15 protein-coding genes are annotated in these 16,067 nt (G+C 54.7%); 8 read left to right on the top strand and 7 right to left on the bottom strand.

Going from position 1 to position 16,067, the window contains the following annotated elements:
• Window positions 1–296: 296 nt before the first annotated feature.
• Both Mal65_RS07660 and Mal65_RS07665 read left to right on the top strand, forming a co-directional pair.
• Window positions 297–1,193, top strand: a complete 897-nt coding sequence (locus Mal65_RS07660) for an alpha/beta hydrolase (RefSeq protein WP_390621966.1) — start codon at window positions 297–299, stop codon at window positions 1,191–1,193.
• Between the two features lie 185 nt (window positions 1,194–1,378).
• Window positions 1,379–1,726, top strand: coding sequence for an IS3 family transposase (locus tag Mal65_RS07665; protein WP_261343543.1), 348 nt, complete (start codon window positions 1,379–1,381; stop codon window positions 1,724–1,726).
• Between the two features lie 170 nt (window positions 1,727–1,896).
• Here Mal65_RS07665 and Mal65_RS07670 read toward each other — a convergent pair whose 3' ends face one another.
• Window positions 1,897–3,447 (bottom strand): phage portal protein, encoded by a 1,551-nt coding sequence (locus Mal65_RS07670; protein ID WP_145295569.1) that lies wholly within the window; start codon window positions 3,445–3,447, stop codon window positions 1,897–1,899.
• Between the two features lie 60 nt (window positions 3,448–3,507).
• On the bottom strand, window positions 3,508–3,705 hold the full coding sequence (locus tag Mal65_RS07675) for a hypothetical protein (protein ID WP_145295572.1): 198 nt from the start codon (window positions 3,703–3,705) through the stop codon (window positions 3,508–3,510).
• 247 nt (window positions 3,706–3,952) lie between these two features.
• Between Mal65_RS07675 and Mal65_RS07680 the strand changes: the two genes are divergently transcribed.
• The 5 genes from Mal65_RS07680 (at window position 3,953) to Mal65_RS07700 (ending at window position 8,872) form a co-directional block, all read left to right on the top strand.
• The gene (locus Mal65_RS07680; protein WP_145304771.1) at window positions 3,953–4,246 is read left to right on the top strand and encodes an MTH1187 family thiamine-binding protein; all 294 of its coding nucleotides are present in this window, start codon (window positions 3,953–3,955) and stop codon (window positions 4,244–4,246) included.
• Between the two features lie 266 nt (window positions 4,247–4,512).
• Complete coding sequence (locus Mal65_RS07685; RefSeq protein WP_145295574.1) at window positions 4,513–6,336, top strand: KAP family P-loop NTPase fold protein; 1,824 nt, start codon at window positions 4,513–4,515, stop codon at window positions 6,334–6,336.
• A 27-nt stretch (window positions 6,337–6,363) separates the two neighbouring features.
• A complete protein-coding gene (locus Mal65_RS07690) occupies window positions 6,364–7,104 on the top strand; it encodes a Qat anti-phage system associated protein QatB (RefSeq protein WP_527249234.1) in 741 nt (246 codons plus the stop codon).
• A 2-nt stretch (window positions 7,105–7,106) separates the two neighbouring features.
• Window positions 7,107–8,534 carry a Qat anti-phage system QueC-like protein QatC gene (qatC, locus tag Mal65_RS07695; protein WP_145295580.1) on the top strand — a complete coding sequence of 476 codons (1,428 nt, stop codon included), beginning with the start codon at window positions 7,107–7,109 and terminating at the stop codon, window positions 8,532–8,534.
• Entirely contained in the window at window positions 8,531–8,872 is a 342-nt protein-coding gene (locus tag Mal65_RS07700; protein ID WP_145295583.1) for an ASCH domain-containing protein, read from the top strand. The genes qatC and Mal65_RS07700 overlap by 4 nt, the downstream gene beginning before the upstream one ends.
• A 137-nt stretch (window positions 8,873–9,009) precedes the next feature.
• On the opposite strand, the gene Mal65_RS07705 is transcribed toward Mal65_RS07700, so the two are convergent.
• From Mal65_RS07705 to Mal65_RS07725, 5 genes are all read right to left on the bottom strand, one after another.
• A complete protein-coding gene (locus tag Mal65_RS07705; RefSeq protein WP_165701138.1) occupies window positions 9,010–11,205 on the bottom strand; it encodes a terminase gpA endonuclease subunit in 2,196 nt (731 codons plus the stop codon).
• A gap of 61 nt (window positions 11,206–11,266) precedes the next feature.
• Window positions 11,267–11,473: a hypothetical protein gene (locus Mal65_RS07710; protein ID WP_145295589.1), complete on the bottom strand. Its 207-nt coding sequence runs from the start codon at window positions 11,471–11,473 to the stop codon at window positions 11,267–11,269.
• 401 nt (window positions 11,474–11,874) lie between these two features.
• Window positions 11,875–12,876: a tyrosine-type recombinase/integrase gene (locus tag Mal65_RS07715; protein WP_145295023.1), complete on the bottom strand. Its 1,002-nt coding sequence runs from the start codon at window positions 12,874–12,876 to the stop codon at window positions 11,875–11,877.
• Window positions 12,873–13,823 (bottom strand): tyrosine-type recombinase/integrase, encoded by a 951-nt coding sequence (locus Mal65_RS07720; protein ID WP_197137846.1) that lies wholly within the window; start codon window positions 13,821–13,823, stop codon window positions 12,873–12,875. The genes Mal65_RS07715 and Mal65_RS07720 overlap by 4 nt, the downstream gene beginning before the upstream one ends.
• A 17-nt stretch (window positions 13,824–13,840) precedes the next feature.
• Window positions 13,841–15,064 (bottom strand): site-specific integrase, encoded by a 1,224-nt coding sequence (locus tag Mal65_RS07725; RefSeq protein WP_145295028.1) that lies wholly within the window; start codon window positions 15,062–15,064, stop codon window positions 13,841–13,843.
• A gap of 189 nt (window positions 15,065–15,253) precedes the next feature.
• Between Mal65_RS07725 and Mal65_RS07730 the strand changes: the two genes are divergently transcribed.
• On the top strand, window positions 15,254–16,066 hold the full coding sequence (locus Mal65_RS07730) for an amidoligase family protein (protein WP_165701139.1): 813 nt from the start codon (window positions 15,254–15,256) through the stop codon (window positions 16,064–16,066).
• Window position 16,067: the final 1 nt, after the last annotated feature.

Genomic DNA, 16,067 nt, shown 5'->3' on the forward strand with positions numbered 1-16,067 from the left:
AATGATCATGCAGCGTTATGAGCAGGAATCTGGGCATGCTTCATTACTATTCAGGCGGCAAGCCGCAGCTGCAGAATCTGCTAGACCGATCGACCTATCGGATACTCCACAATCTGATTGTGGGGTCCTAGATCCGACGTTGGCATTCCCTCGAATAAACCGTTTAAGTACTGGAGTCATCTGTGAAAAATCGAAATACAAGAATCGTAGACTTTCGCTTGTTTAGAAAGGTCAAGACAACGTTGTATTGTGTGTCGTTATCGTCAGCGTGCTTTCTCTCGATACCTGCGACAGCAATAGCTCAGGAAGCGGCAAGTCCAAACGCACCGGAGCAAAACACTCCGAGAGATGCCATGACGTCGATCGAAACCCCCGCACAGCCCAACGCCATCGAGTTGGGAACTGGTCCATTGCCCGGCGCCGAAACGCCCGAGTCCTGGCGCAGTCAATACGGTAGCAAGTTCGCTCGCAACGTTACTGTGGCCACGTTGACTCCCTTTCTACCTGATCCTGGGAAGGCGACCGGCGCGGCTGTGATTGTTGCACCAGGAGGAGGTTTCAGGACATTGTCAATGGAAAATGAAGGTTGGCAGGTCGCCGAGGCGCTCGCCGCCAAAGGCGTGGCGGCTTTTGTGCTCAAGTATCGTCTTAACCAGACTGCTGCAGATCTTAAAGAGTTCGCAAATCCTACTCGCCCCCGGCCTAGGAGTGGGCCGCGGTCAGGGCGTCCGACACCGGCAGAGATGACCGCTCGTATTGCACCGCAAGTCGCCGATGCGAACGCCGCTTTCGCGCTCATTCGCGAGAATTCCGAGAAATGGCATGTGGATCCAGACCGCATCGGCATGATCGGCTTCTCTGCTGGCGCGATGCTCACCATGACAACAACGCTGAGCGGAGGGGAAAGCAAGCCCGCATTCATCGCCAGCATCTATGGCGGACTGAATGCGGTTGAAGTTCCCGCCGATGCACCGCCCCTATTCGTTGCTATTGCAGCCGATGACCCACTTTTCCCTGTTGGCTTTGGTCTGATTGAGAGCTGGCGTAAAGCAAATCGCGCTGTTGAATTGCATTACTACGAACAAGGCGGGCACGGCTTTGGCATGTACCAGAAATCCACTACCAGCACCGGCTGGTTCGATGCCTATGTGCGTTGGCTCGGAATGCATGGTTATCTGAAGCCGGCGAGCTAGGACGTAGATATTAGGTGCCAGCGGCTGGATAAAATTCTGTCAATAGCGAGTGGTGGCTGGGGAAGCCCGGACGCCCCTGGAACGATCACCGCACAACCATCAATGGGATTCTCTGGGTATGGGCAACCGGAGTTCCGAGGCTTGATCTCGACAGCGAGTTCGGATGTTGGAAGAGATATCGACGCATCACTCGTCTTCTGCGGCAGGAAGGCTGGCGTGTGAACTTCAAACGAATCCACCGACTCTGGAAACAACAAGGTCTCAAGGTGCCGGTCAAAAAGGCGAAAAAGCGACGATTGGGCAACTCCGAAGGCGGCGTCATTCGTCGATCGGCCGAGTACCCCAATCACGTTTGGTCGGTCGACTTCATCTTTGATCGAACCGAAGACGGTCGCTCGTTGAAGATCCTCTCTCTGATCGACGAGTTCACTCGTGAGTGCATTGCACTGGAAGTGGGTCGAAAGTTCACCGGCGACGATTTGGTGGCGCTGTTGAGCGACTTATCCGTTGGCGTGGTCGGTCTCTGGCAATAGCCAACCCCGACGGGGAACATGGAGCAGCAGTCCGAGTTTCCCTGCCCGATGCAAATGCGTTTTCACCGTTCCGTAGTTCCGCGCTAAACGGTCCGCCACATCCTTCGTCCGAACCGGCGTCTTCCCGTCAAACATTTCCCGAACCGTCTCCGCCATCTTCTCGGGTTCGGTCAACGGCCGGTCCAAATCCGCTTCGGTGAACTCAAGCAGATACGGCATAGTTCTGCTCCGACAGTTTGGGGTTCAGCGTCTTCGGCATGGTCTTCCGTGACTTCGGGTTCGGATGAAGAATCAGTTTTGGACTCGATCGTCAGACCGAGGTTACGCATCAGGGCGATCTCTTTCGCACGTTGTTTGAGCTCCGTCTCCCAGTCACGCCCCTGCCGCGCAAATTCGATAGCCAGAGTTGTCGTATGACTGGCGAGACGGATCTTCTGGGCGTTGGCTTCTTTGGCTGGATCGACATGTTCGTGTCCGTCCCAGAACCATTGGTGCTCGAACGTCGAGTCGAGCGTGCGAAGCGAGTTGGGCAGATAGCCCTCGATGAGAATGGCTTCGCGAAGCCAAGCGTGCAGGATGCGGTCGAGCACCACGCGGGCGAACTGCGATTGCTCGACACGAATCGATTTGAAATAGGTTTGGTGGTCGAGCCGCCCACTGGCATAGTTGTAGCCCGAGGAATTCCCGGCAGCGACGTTGAACGGCATGTTCAAGCAACGAGCGATCTCGTTGAGGATTTCTTTCTTGAACTCCGCGTAAGTGGTCGATGGCTGCTCACTTTTCATTTGAGCCATCTTCCAGCCGCCGGGCATCGTCAACAGCATTCGCTTCTCAAGCTCGATCGGCTCGAACGGTTCCGCCGCATCGGCTTCACCGTTGGCCGGCGCATCGGTGTAGAGAATGCCGGCGAATTCAGCGGCCGTTTCCGCTGCAGCAAGAACCGCAAGCGTGAATCGCCTCAGTTGAGCAAACAGCGGCAGGGCCGGCGTGATGTCCGGGATGCCGCGAATTTGTCCCGGTCGATCGCAGCGAAAGTAGTGGACGACATCGACGGATGGCACTGTGTCGTATTCATCATCTAGCACAAAGAAGCCGTCGCCGGGATGGTTCTTCAAGACGTCGTACGCGACGGGATTGCCATCGGCATCGAATTGGATGCCATCGAGGTAGCGACGTGTGTCAGGCATCAACGTCGGCGAGGCGATTTGATCGGCCTCAAGCAGCCGCAGATCAAGGTTGACCGGCGTGTCAAGTTGTTCGTTACTAGTGAGCAATCCGAACGATTCTCCATCGGCAACTCGCGATAGCCGCATCGTTCGCAGTTTTTCGGCAAGGCCAACCGCTTCGCACCAAGCGAAGAACTCGGCTTCAACAAAGCGGTTGGCCGCATCATCCGCGGTGAGCATTTGTAGCCGAGGCCCCGTACCGACAACATCATTGGCGAGCGTCAGCGTGATACCGCGAGCGTAACTGTTGTTGGCGACTTCGTAGCGTGATCGGTTGCGAAGTGTCCGTCGGACATCGGGGCTGTTGGCCGCGGAGGCGGATAGGCCATCGGCTCGCGACCAATGTTTGATATTGTCGAGTGTCGTGTTTGCTGCGTCGTACTTGGCACGCAGGCGAGAGAAAAAGGGCTGCCGGGGCGAGCGTCCAGAGGCGACGGAGCGATGGAGTCCTCCGCTGCGCAATTGCTCGATGATCCCTGACAAACGTTTCAGCATCCGTGCTGTGTCCTGTTGCCGTCCCCGGCAGCCCTTGTGGATTGGAGAGCGAAAGAAAGATCAACCAGCCGACGGCGGCACAATCTTGTTGAAGCGAAGTCCGCGATGCGGCTTGGCAACGGCACTCTTGCCGGCGAGATGTCTGTCCGCCGCGATTTGATCAGTCAGCTTGTGCTGTTCCACCGACCCAGCATCACCCGACGCCTTCGCCGGCCCCGAAGCGTTCTCACGAATCTCGTCTTGAAGGTCATCCGCCACAGAAGTCTCACTAGGAAAGACATGTTTCTTCTGCGAATACACCTACCCGGTGGAATCCCTTGCCGACGACGCCGTCCTAAGATTTTGGCGACCTAACAGCATCCCCACGTGCGTTGCCAACTAGCAAAACCGCAGAGTGAAGGATCGTTCGAATGCGTACGAGAGCGTTCAACGCCTTGCCGCGTCCAATGCTCGCGTCCAAAATCATGGTCTCAATACAAATTCAACCTGTTCCGAGACATGTCAGATGAAAGTCATCGTAGATCTGTGCGTCGTTCCAATGGGCGTGGGCGTTTCTGTCAGCAAGTACGTCGCTGAATGCCAGAAGGTGCTTCAGGAAGCAGGACTGGAGCACCAACTCCATGCGTACGGAACCAACATCGAAGGCGATTGGGACGATGTGTTTGGCGCGATCAAGCTCTGTCACGAACGTGTTCACGCAATAGGAGCACCACGGATCACAACCAGCATCAAAGTCGGGACACGCACGGATCGGGAGCAAACCATGCAGGAGAAAATCGACAGCGTCAGATTTGAGTGAAAGTCCAATTCCAGGGACTTAACTCTCAGACTGTCGAGACCAAGTCCAGAAGTATCTAACCCGCTGTCGGCCACCAAAGCGTCGGAACGCATTGGACTCCATCCTGAAGCATGGTGGCAATTTGTAGGGGATTTCTCGCCGTAGTTGTGACTGTCACTCGAAAAAAGGTGTTGTTTGTGGCGGTGCGTTGCAGATTCTTTCACGATCAAGCCAGGCGTCTGGTGCACCAACACCCACCAGAGGGAATTTGATAATATTGACAGGCGTTGCTTGAAAAAACAGTGCTTGAGCATTTCAACTTCGTGGAGACAATTCTAGTGTGGTCGGATCGCGAATCAGAACACGATTGTTTGGGGTTCGCCAGTTACGTGGACGTGTTGGCTGACGTCTGTACGTTACCGGACCTTGCGCCCTTAACTCTCGGAATCTTTGGATCATGGGGAAGCGGCAAGACAAGCCTGATGCGGATGTTAAAGTCCCGCATTGAGGCCCAGAAAGAGAGATGTGTAAAAACGCTATGGTTTAACGCATGGCGTTACGAAAGACGTGAGGAAGCCCAATCGGCGTTAATTCACGCAATTCTGGCGCGACTCGCCGAAGACAAGAATTTGTGGGATCAGGCGTCTGACGTTGTCAATCGCATCAAAGAGGGAGCCAGCGTTCTCAAACTCGCGAAATTCATAGGCAAGACGGCGATGACGATGACGCCCGATATCTCAGAATTCGTCGACTGCTTCAAGGAAGAATCTGAAAGAGTTGCCGAAACCATGGAAGTCTTCGATCGCGACTTTGAGTTGTTGCTGAAGAAGATGCAGGTCGAGCACGTTGTCGTTTTCATCGACGATCTGGATCGATGCTCCAGCGAGAAAGTCATCGAAACGTTTGAAACCATCAAATTGTTTTTGAATACACCGGCATGCACATTCGTCATCGGGGCGGATGCCGAAAAGATCGAAGATGCGGTCGGCGAGATTTACAGCGTCTCGGAGTCGCAGCGACGAAAGGACTTTCTCGAAAAGATCATACAAGTTCCGTTCTCAATTCCAGCTCAAGAGCTGCGCGACATCGCATGCTATGTCGGCATGTTAATCATTGGTCGGAACTTGAACGATGCAGGTCTTGCGGATCTGCTTGCAGCAAGAACCGCATTCTTGGCCGCCGAACAGATTGGCGACAGCATTCGGACCTGGCCCGACGAGAATCAGCTCCACTTAAAACATAAGCCGGAGCAGGTCCAATCCGAGCTCGACGATGTCTTGCCGTATGTCGACGTTCTTGCCCACGGACTTCGTGGGAATCCTCGCCAGATCAAGCGGTTTCTCAACATCGTTTCGCTTCGTCAAAAACTTGCCAATGCAAATAGTTTGGAGATTCAGCCAGCTCTGCTTATCAAGTTGGCCGTTCTAGAGTACGCATGGGAAGATTTCTTTAATGCAATCGTCGACACAATCGATCCGCAGACTGGCACTTCTGCATTGATTCAGGAAATGTTTGCTATCGCAGATTCGGAGGGACAGAAACAAAGCAACTCGGAGTTGGTTACTGAATCCTTGGGCCACGTTGGTTTGTTGGACTTTTTGCGCGCCGAACCGCCCCTCGATGGTAACGACAACCTGAGTCACTATCTCTACTTGGCCCAGACTTCACTTGGACAAGGAAAGCGACAGGCACTTGTTCCGGTCGACGAGAAGGCGAAGTCGCTCTCGCGGCTGATCGCCAGCAACGATCCAATACGGACGAAAACGGCTGCTCGGCAAGCGGCTGCGCAGGAACCAGCAGTCGTGTCGGCGATCATCAGAGCACTCTTGGCAGATCTCCCCGCTGTAAACCAGATGACAATCCAGATTCATATGATCAACGGCCTTTCAGAGATCTGCAGATCACATGCGGATCAATTCCCGGTGGTTATCAAAGGACTATCAAGTCTGGATCCCAAAGGGCAGGATGCCATCAATGTCGCCGTAAGTAGTTTGCTCACAGCCGCAGAGGGTGCAGGACACACAGTTGACGAGAAGACTAGAGGACGGTTCCAAAGCAAGCTTGCTGAAGCGCTCACCGTGAGAAAGAAGAAAAAGAAGGATCGAGTATAGGAAGCGAATATGGGTACCTCGAAAGGAATGGAGACGCCGAGCAATGGCGGATGGACGGCGGTTAAGCGAGGAATTCCTCGGTCACTCGGCGGAAGTTCGTCTTTCAGCTCTGAAGCACTTATTGGCGGCGTCATCAATTCCAGTGGTGGTCTCGGCTCTGGCGGAAGCGGCGGGGGTGGAGGCGGAGGAGCATCAGTTGGAGGGGCCGTCTCTGGGTTAGGTGGATTTGGTGCTGCAGTTGGCACGGGGGGGCTCGACGCGGGCATTGAACGACTCGGCTTGGATGAACTTAAGGATAAGACAGCAATTGAAGTTGTTGCTGCTGTTGCTGAGCATCTTGCCGAGCACGCCGAGGGACCACATCACGATCTCCTTGAAACGGCGTTGCGCGACGCCATTCTCGAATGTGCGGCGATCGAGGCGGACGGCTCATACGAAGACCTCGATACGTCACTCCAGGGCTTCCTGAGCAGCGAAGGTATTGAAGGGCTCATTGAATCGTTCCTGTCCCACTTCGTTTTCGATCGAATTTGGAGCTGGGTTGAACAACATGCGACTCAAAAGGTTGAACTGAATGGCGATACGCTCGCGATGGCCTCTGCGGTGAAAGAATCTTGCCGTGGTCATGTAGAACAGCTTATGGACGACATTCGAGACGAAGGGCGATTCGGAACGACAGATTGGTTCGGACAAGAAGGAAAGCAGCTCGCTGAGGGAATAGTTGGAACGCTGGAATTTCGCCTCAGCCTGCTCTCAAGTGAGGAGTGATCATGAGAATCGTGCGCTACGTTGGCGAGGAAGCCTGCAACGACGAAAGGTACATCGCGGCACTCGACGACGCATCCGTTGGTGTCATCGATAGCCTGACTGGAGACAGAAACGTCACCGTGCAGTACAAGCTCAATGGGCAACCGATGCGTATCGAGCTTGACGCCGAGACTCGTGACTTTGTGGATATTGCTATTTCCGTCTATATCGCCGACGAACTTGTGAAACGCGAGACGGCTGCAGACCGCTGGACTCGCGACTTCGACCTCATTATTCCGGTTGCCAAACCAGACAACTGGCAACGGGCATCATCATCGTTGTCGTCGACTTTGAAGTTTCTTTCTCAGGACCGATTTAGCTTTGAGTGGTTAGAGCGATCGGCCTTGCCAGACGGTCCCCGTCACCGGCAGTCGCTTCCTGAGGGATTCGACACCGTATGCCTGTTTTCAGGCGGAGTCGATTCACTACTCGGCGCACATAAGCTGCTTTCCGAAGGCCGTAAGGTATTGCTTGTGGGGCATCAGGCGGAGCCGACAACGGCAAGTGCACAAAAGGATCTGTTCCAGTTTCTAGCCGGGAAGTATGGCGACCAAGCTGCCCTCATTCAGTGTCGCGTTGCTCGCTCGGGAAATGTGACTCATCGCCATCCATTGCCAGACAAGATCGAAGATTCGCATCGTCCACGGTCTTTTCTGTTTCTTGCCCTCGCTATCACGATCGCGAAAGCAGCTGGTATCAGTTCGGTCTTCATTCCTGAGAATGGCCTAATTGCGTTGAATCCGCCTCTACAGCGGTCACGGGCAGGTTCCCACAGCACGCGTACGGTGCATCCGATCTACCTCCAACGCCTGCTTCGGACGCTGCACGCTTCTAACGTCTATGACGGAGAAATCCGAAATCCATTTCTATACTTAAGCAAGACAGATATGCTGCAGAATATGGATCCTTCTCTGATTGATGCCGTAAAGAGATCAGTTTCTTGTTCCCATCCCAGTCAACACAAGGACGAGAAGGTTGTGCACTGCGGCTACTGCGTCCCCTGCCTCTATAGACGTGCGGCAATGATGAAACGTGGTTTGGATGATCCCGATTCCTACGCATTTGATATACTTGCTGGTACCCCATCTCGGATTAATGGTAAAAGCCTGACGCCATACAAGCAGCTCGATGCCAAAGCTCTCATCCCTTTCGCGAAAAGTTTGGCATCTGCATCCGACGTTGAACTTCAGAGTCGTGTTCTCAGTCAGGGATATTTCCCATCTTCCATTGGCGAGTTGATTGGTCCAAAGGTTGTCGATTCATATCAGCCATGGGCTGATATGCTGAAGAGATGGGCGATCGATCTCGTTACTGAGTTTGAGGTACGAACTTCGGATGAAATGAAGCGTCAGCTTGGCTTCACAACTAGTATGGTATCACAACCGGTATGAAAGCACTTTCAATCAAGCAGCCATGGGCGAACATGATCGCCAGTGGTGAAAAGACGATCGAAACGCGTACGTGGAAAACAGAGCATCGTGGCAAGTTGCTTATTGTTTCTTCTAAAGAGCCTGACATCGCGCCAGCTGGCTGCGCGTTGGCAGTTGTCGAACTCGTCGATTGTCGTCCGATGTCGGTGCTGGACGAGGCTCATGCTCGGTGCCGCAAATACAATGGGGCCTATTCATGGGTGCTAGAAAACGCCCGCGAACTCAAGCCGTTCTCAGTTCGTGGTCAGCCCGGCCTTTTCGAAGTCGAAGACGAACTGGTGATCGAGAATTTGAAGTAAGAAGAGGACGGGAATCAAATCCGAGAACGAGGGTGCATTGGGATTGTGCGTTCATAAATATCCTCGCAGAAGCCAGCAATCTGCTACGGTTGTCGTGACTGACGCTGAATCAAGTTTAAAGACAGGAGTGTCCGCCTCTAGCTTCTTTTTCTTCGCTGTAGGTCCCGAAAGCTAATGCGCTCACGAGTTAGTAGGGTCGAAGTATCTGTGCCAAAAAGCAACGCACCTTGCATCGATGCGGCGACGGCGGAGCCGACGAGGCAGTCGAGCCAGTGGTTGTCTGGTTGCTCGGGGCGGGCTTTCCATTCGTCGACGGTTCGGCCGCGGCCCTCGGTGCGGACATAATACTCAGCGGTCACTTGCTCGGCGAACATGCGGTGTTGGTCGGGGCGGTCACCAAAGATCGAGAGGCAACCGCGGTCACCCATGGCTACGGCTAACCGCGCGTGCGTGAAGGACTTCCACCAGTTGGTGTCGTAGATCACATGGCGGATCGCTCGCTTGCCATGGATGGTTGGCACTCGCCAGTTGAGTCCAACGCGATCGCCCGGACGGCGCTTATATTCGCTGAAGGGATTGGACGACGCGCCGACGAATCGGCCGTGCGATGGCAGCAGGATCGAAGCGTGGGAGCTTTGCCGGCAGAATTGGTAAACGACGTTGGTCGAGTGGCCCCAGTTGGCGTCAATCAAACAACGTCCGATCTTCATGGCCGCTCCGTCATCACGTTGCCACTCGCGAGAAAGTAGCTCGTTTGTCAACGCCTCGAGGCCGGCGTAGATGCTGCCTTCGAGTCCGGTTCCCTCGGCGGCAGTGGCCAATGTGTGCCGAGCGTCGCGGAGTGTGAAGTAGGTTCGTTGTTGATCGGGGTAGGTTCCGTAATCGACAACGTAGCCGGTGAAATCGTCTTCCCATGCGGCAACGACGTAGAACAGTAGTTTGCCTTGAACGTCGATGAATGCGGTCAGATGGTTGCCGGAGATCGGGACTCGACGACGAGGCAGGTTGTTGATCTTTGCAGCGACTTGGTCGGAGGTTAGTTGATCGGCACCGACGGTTTCTTCCGGCAGCGGTTCATTTTGGTATTCGGCGAAAAATGCAGCTTCGTCTTGAAGCTTCAAGTTCATCGCGTGTTGGATCGCCGATAGTTCGTCGTGGTTGAAGCGTTCTTTCCATGAAACGTCCGCGCCGGCATCCATGGCTTCACGGTTCTGGCGATAGAACTTTGTGCCGGCGGCTCCACCATCGCCGGACCGCAATCCTTCCGCACGGATCTCGGCGTAGCGTTGCCAGAGCGTTTCGTTGGCTGGAAACGCGTTGACCATGCGTGTTCGTTCGCCGTTCCATTCCGGGTGAAGGTCGCGGTTAAGAATGTTGTCGGCCATGTCGCCGGGACGGATGACCGTGCAGGGCATGATGCCTGAGATCTTCTTGCCGGGGCCTGCCAGTCCGAGCACCGCGCCGGCGAGGATGGCTTCACGGTTGGCACATTGGGATAGCGATCGAGCGGATTCGTCGGTTTGCGGGTCGTCGAGAACCACTAACGATGGGCGGACCGTTTTGCCATCGGGGCGTTTGAACTTCATCCCTCGAATGCGACCGGTCAGTCCGGCGACCTTGATGATCGCGCCGCTGGCTTTGCTGCCGGCAAGGGTTGGCAAGACGATTTCTTTAGCCGTCCAACCGATCTGAGTTCGCTTGCCTTTGAATAGCTGGCCGTTCGCTCGGTTGGCGATGCCGTCGAGGGCTTGGATCGGAAAGCAAACTTCCGGGTAGTCGACGGCAAGCAGATCGTTGCTATCAAGTTCGGTCTTGATCGAGTCGAGCATGTCGCAGGCGTGACCTTCGTCGCTACCGATCAAACAAACGAAGTCACGATAGCCGTTCAGCACTGCCCAGATGCAAGCGACTTCGGCGAGTGAGCTTTTGCCGGATCCCCGGGCCATCGCGAGAGAGAATAGACCGCCGCGGATGACCGCTTCTTCGATCTTGTTGATCACCTTCAAGTGGTCCGGAGACCATGCAAGGTGAAACGTCAGACGAAAGTAGGCTTCGCAGAAAAATCGGAATGATCCGGCAGCCGCAGCCTTGCGATCTGGATTCTCGACCGCCGGCAATTCTCCGATGTCGCGACCGGCCAGGGCAATGGCAGCGTTACGCGCTCGGGCGCTCTCTTTGAGCTTTGCGTACGGATCGACATCGGAAATCTGTTTCGGTGCATGCCGTTTTTCATGTAGCCAATCAGCGTAGGCAAGTAGATCGACATGCCGGCCGTCTCCGATGCGATTGCCCGCTTCGACTCGGTGCCGATGCAACTGCCGTTCGTTGATCACGGTGCCGAGGGGCGTCGAGTTGAGTAACCGGCAGCACTCACTTGGCTTCAGTTTGCGTGGGTCATTCACCACGGCCGGCCTCCTTTAACATCCATGCGGTGTAGGTCAACAGGTTCAATCGGTCGGCACCGTTGGTCGGTGCGCCGTCCTCGATGTCGGCTTTGATCTCGGCAACGGGAACCTTTCGCCGACGCAACTTGGAGAACAACGCGGCAGTTTGTTCGGCGGTCATCGCATTCGGGTTCAGCTCTTCATTGCTGCCTTCCATGGCGGGCTCCGTGGACGAGGTTGCGACTGCGCCAACACGTCGGCGACTGTCGCGAGGATGTGCATGTTTGCGGTCAGTGGCCGCATGTTTTCGGCGGCGACGTGGGGCCAAAACTGGCCGCCTGTGGGCAAGAAAAGAAAGCTGCAGATTACTGGAACATTACTTTCGAACTTCGCTTGAGGTGTCTCGAAACGCATGGCTCATGTGTGTCAACGCAAAACGAATTCCACGCTTTTCGGGGACACAAACATGCACGCCAACGACATCGCCTTCGGTATCGATTATGCGGAGTTCGGGATTATGCAGAGTCTGAAGTCTGTCACGCTGTTTGGCATCATGAATAGCTACCTTTCTTGATCGGCGACTCGCCCTGCACTCCGCATAATCCCATGGTCGCGAATCTACAACGATTTCAGAAATTTCAGCAGTTCATCGTCCGGCTGAAATCGCATCGAGCTGTTCTTGACCGGCTGGAGAGCGGCGAGCGTCGCCTCTTTAAGTTCAAGGTTCGCTGTAATGTAGAGGTGCGTTGTTTCGATACTTTCGTGACCGAGCCACATTGCGATCAGCGTAATGTCGACGCCGGATTGAAGAAGATGCATGGCTGTCGTGTGACGTAACGTATGCGGCGAAATCCGCTTTTGCACGAGTGATGGACGGGCTGAAGTTGCTCGAATAATCGCCTGCTTCAGTCGCTTTTCCACCCCCGAGCGTGTCATCATCGCGCCTCGAGCGTTGGGAAACAGCGGTTGCGATGGTCGCAGCCCAGTTCCCTTGATCCACTGGCCAAGCGTCTTTGATGTTGATTTCCAAAGAGGTAACAGCCGCTCTTTTCGACCTTTGCCTTGAAACCGAAACGTTCCACTTGGTTTCAACGTCACATCCGACACTATGGCACTCACGACTTCGGAGACCCGTGCCCCCGTGTTGTACATCATTGCAAGCAGAGCTCGATCACGCTTTCCGCTCCAGGTGTTTGCGTCCGGCGCATCCAAGATAGCTTCCATTTCATCGCGGTCCAGAAAGCCGAGCACTTGCCGCGATGTCCGTTTTGATGGAATGGCGAGGATGCTCTCCATATCACTTGAGATAAGTGGTTCCTTCCAACGAAGGTACCTCGCGAAGGCACGAATTGCCGACAAGCGTTGGTTGCGAGTTGAGTCGCTGCATTTCTTAGTCCGCTGCAGGTGGCTGAGAAACGCCACAACATTCTCCGCGGAGAAATCGCTTGCGGTGATCGCTCGCGGCGCAAGGTTTTTCTTATGTTGAAGGTAAGTCAAGAAGGCGCACAGAGCATCGCGGTATGAATGTACCGTGTTGAGACTACAGCCACGGTCCTGCACTAAATGCTCACCGAGAAAATGCTGCAGATGACGTGGGATATCGGGTCCAGATTTTTTCATGACTCGCCTCCCAGTCTAGCGCGTTTGATCGACGATTCGCTCCGTTTAGAGCACTGCTGCATCAAGATCGGTACGGAACTGAGATACCAGTACGTTGAGGTCAGCGTTGCGTGCCCCAGATAGACCGACAACTCATGGACTGCGTCATCAATGTTGCAATCTTCTTGGTATGCTCTGAGAAGATGATTGCACGCGAAGGTGTGTCGCAGATCGTGCAAGCGAGGTTTACGTCCGTTTTCAGGATTCAGATTCGCTCGCTTCAGCAGTTGATCGAACGCGCATCGCATTGTTGTGTAAGGCAGGTGCCCACCGCGAGGTGATCGGATGAATGGGTCAGCTTGATCCGCATTGCCGAACTGTCGATCCCTCGCGATGCGATAGTTCAACAAGCTGATTCGCGCCGAGTCGGACACCGGAACGAGACGCATCGGCAGGTTTTTGCTGTGGCAAACCCTCAAGACCCCCTCATCGAGATCCACGTGCTCATTCTTCAGTGCCAACACTTCGCCGATTCGCATTCCGGTGCACGCCAAAAGCCCGATGACGGTGGCGTTTCTCAGACCCGTCATTGGATCACGTTTGAAAGACGGAGCGTACGTCAGGCACGTGCCCAACAACAGCGATATCTCTGCCGGGGCAAAGATGTATGGTGGGATACGATCATAACTTCTACCCAGCAGACCGCGCATCGGGATTTCGGTACGATCGTCAAAGACTGCGAGGTAGCGGGCCAGCGACCGGACGACATCCAATCGTTTCGCATGGTAAATTCGCTTCTTTCCTTTGCAATTGGTCGCCCACTGAAGCGCGACTTCGACCGTAAGTGGCCTCCCCGCAGCGTGATTGTCGGCGTACTGACCGAATGACCTCAACAAGTACGCCTCTGAGTGAATTCGATACCCCAGCGAGCGTCGGTAAGCAATGTATCGTTCGACGAGTGAAGACATCGCGAGTGTTTTCTTGCTCATACTGTCACCTCCGGCCACTCACCTGCTACACGACGAAGCGCTGGTAAATCGACCTGTGCATACAGGGTTGTCGTTTGCAAGGAATGGTGCCCAAGCACATCTGCGATTGACTTCAAGCTTTGTCCCTCATGCTTCAAACATGTCGCCATCGTGTGACGGAGAATGTGGGTGCCACGATTCGGTCCGGTAAACCCAGCTCGTTTCCATGCAACTGAAACCATCCGCTTCAGAGATGCTGCCGATGCAGGCTGACCAATTGGATGCGTGTGACGCAAGAACACATTGCGGTGCGGAGTTGCGGGGCGACCCTTTCGCAGATAATCGGCGATGGCAACACCTGTTCGATCCGGCAATGGTAAGTCATAAGGTCTGCCGCGCTTGTGGTTTGAAATCCGAATCGTCCCATGGGTCCAATCAATGTCATCCAATCGAAGCACAGCTACATCGCCGACCCGTACTCCTAAGTCCATCATGCAAAGAATCGCGGCATAATTTCGCCTACCAATCTTGGTGGATCGGTCAACCGCTTGTAGCAGCTTTGCAGCATCGCCATCACCCAGCCATTTCGGCGACAACGCCATTCGATTGCTGCGGACGACCGGTAAACACTGTTGTAAGTTGCTGGTGCAGATCCCATTCATGCGGAGAAATCGAAAGTAGGCTCGCAATGCCGCACAGCAATTCCGCTGCTGACTTCGATGCGGCAAGCCTGTCACATATTTGTGAACACTTTCGGCTGACAGTCGCTTCATCGAAATTTGGCAATTGCCAAACATGCTTCTAAAGAACAACAACAATCCTCGTTGGTGATGTTCGACCGTCCCGCGCGCTAAACCTCGCTCAGTTCGGAGGAACTCAGAGAAACGTTCAACCTCCTTCTCAGCAAAGCTGGATGAAAGTCTTGGCGGATGCTTCTTCCGGACCAACGAGAGAACGTTGTTGACAGCCGAAACCGCACGCTTTCTCCGCGGACTGTTTGCGTCCGGAGAGACTGAATCGAAAAACTGCACGACATGGTCGTCAGAGATTGAATCGATCTTAACTCTCTGACATTTTAGCCAGTCGCCAAATGCGGCGGAGTAACCCAATGATGCTCGTGCGTACTTGAAGAAGTAACCTTGGGCATGGAAGTACACGGCAGCCTCGTTGAGGAACGCCGACAGGTGATTGCTTTCCATCGCGGCAAGCCGCTTGGGATCGCGAAAATAGAAGCTCAACATAATTACCAACTCCACAAATCAGGGTGCGAGCAGATCAATGTGACCCGCGGGTTGGCAGATTGTTATGCGGACTCACAAACTTGAAAAATCAACGTTTTTCGGTGCATAACCGACCAACTCTGCATAATCCCGAACTCCGCATAATCGATGCTATGCGGAGCTCCGCATAGTATCGAAATCGAAACCCACATGCCCGGAAACGACCGCACGCCGATCGGCGGCTACCACAACGGCCTTCCGGTTTCCTGGCTTCCCGCGGGTTGGAAGGCGGAACGCGACGGCAGCATCCGCACGCCGGCCGGCCGCAAACCTTGCGAGTTTGTTTCACCGGTCCTTCGCGGACGCGAGGGTTTGCAAAACGTCGAGACCGCGGTCGACGCGATCAGAGAACGCGGGGCGCGGGTCAACGAATCTTGCGGGCTGCACATCACCATTTCTTGGAACGGCGACGCGGCGGCCTTGGCCCGACTGATTTCCTTGATCGCCAACCATGAAAAGGCCATCTACGCATCGACCGGAACACGACGCCGCGAACGAAACCAATGGGCGAAGCAAATCAAAACCTACGGCAACAAGGACGCTGCGAAGACACGCTGCGAACGAGACCGCTACCACCTTTTGAACCTGACGCACCTGGCTCGCGGACGGCAAAGGATTGAGATCCGGGCCTTCGCCGGAACGCTCAACAAAACCAAATTGATCGGCTACATCCAAATGATCCTGGGCTTGGCCGAACTCGCCTTGAACCAAAAACGATGCGCGGGCTGGGACTACGCCAAGAAGCCCGGAACGAAATCTTGCTGGGACCGACCGGACGCCGGCCACGGGGAAACGGAACTGAACCGGCTCTTCTACCGGCTGGGTTGGACAAAGGGTTGGTACAAGGGCGAGCTTCGCAATAAACGATTCGGCGAACTGACCGCCGGCGAAACCGGATGCGACTTTCGCCCGGTCAAAAAGAAGCTTCTCGACTTGGCCCGCAAATATGACCAGGCGGTTTGAC

Origin of the sequence: Crateriforma conspicua (genome assembly GCF_007752935.1) — a bacterium.
In the GTDB taxonomy this organism is placed as follows: Bacteria; Planctomycetota; Planctomycetia; order Pirellulales; family Pirellulaceae; genus Crateriforma; species Crateriforma conspicua.

What these genes read in the sequence shown, in the direction of transcription:
- Mal65_RS07670 (WP_145295569.1), bottom strand. Translation starts at nt 3,447, where the DNA reads ATGCTGAAACGTTTGTCAGGGATCATCGAGCAATTGCGCAGCGGAGGA.
- Mal65_RS07680 (WP_145304771.1), top strand. Translation starts at nt 3,953, where the DNA reads ATGAAAGTCATCGTAGATCTGTGCGTCGTTCCAATGGGCGTGGGCGTT.
- Mal65_RS07690 (WP_527249234.1), top strand. Translation starts at nt 6,364, where the DNA reads ATGGAGACGCCGAGCAATGGCGGATGGACGGCGGTTAAGCGAGGAATT.
- qatC (WP_145295580.1), top strand. Translation starts at nt 7,107, where the DNA reads ATGAGAATCGTGCGCTACGTTGGCGAGGAAGCCTGCAACGACGAAAGG.
- Mal65_RS07700 (WP_145295583.1), top strand. Translation starts at nt 8,531, where the DNA reads ATGAAAGCACTTTCAATCAAGCAGCCATGGGCGAACATGATCGCCAGT.
- Mal65_RS07710 (WP_145295589.1), bottom strand. Translation starts at nt 11,473, where the DNA reads ATGGAAGGCAGCAATGAAGAGCTGAACCCGAATGCGATGACCGCCGAA.
- Mal65_RS07715 (WP_145295023.1), bottom strand. Translation starts at nt 12,876, where the DNA reads ATGAAAAAATCTGGACCCGATATCCCACGTCATCTGCAGCATTTTCTC.
- Mal65_RS07720 (WP_197137846.1), bottom strand. Translation starts at nt 13,823, where the DNA reads ATGTCTTCACTCGTCGAACGATACATTGCTTACCGACGCTCGCTGGGG.
- Mal65_RS07725 (WP_145295028.1), bottom strand. Translation starts at nt 15,064, where the DNA reads ATGTTGAGCTTCTATTTTCGCGATCCCAAGCGGCTTGCCGCGATGGAA.
- Mal65_RS07730 (WP_165701139.1), top strand. Translation starts at nt 15,254, where the DNA reads ATGCCCGGAAACGACCGCACGCCGATCGGCGGCTACCACAACGGCCTT.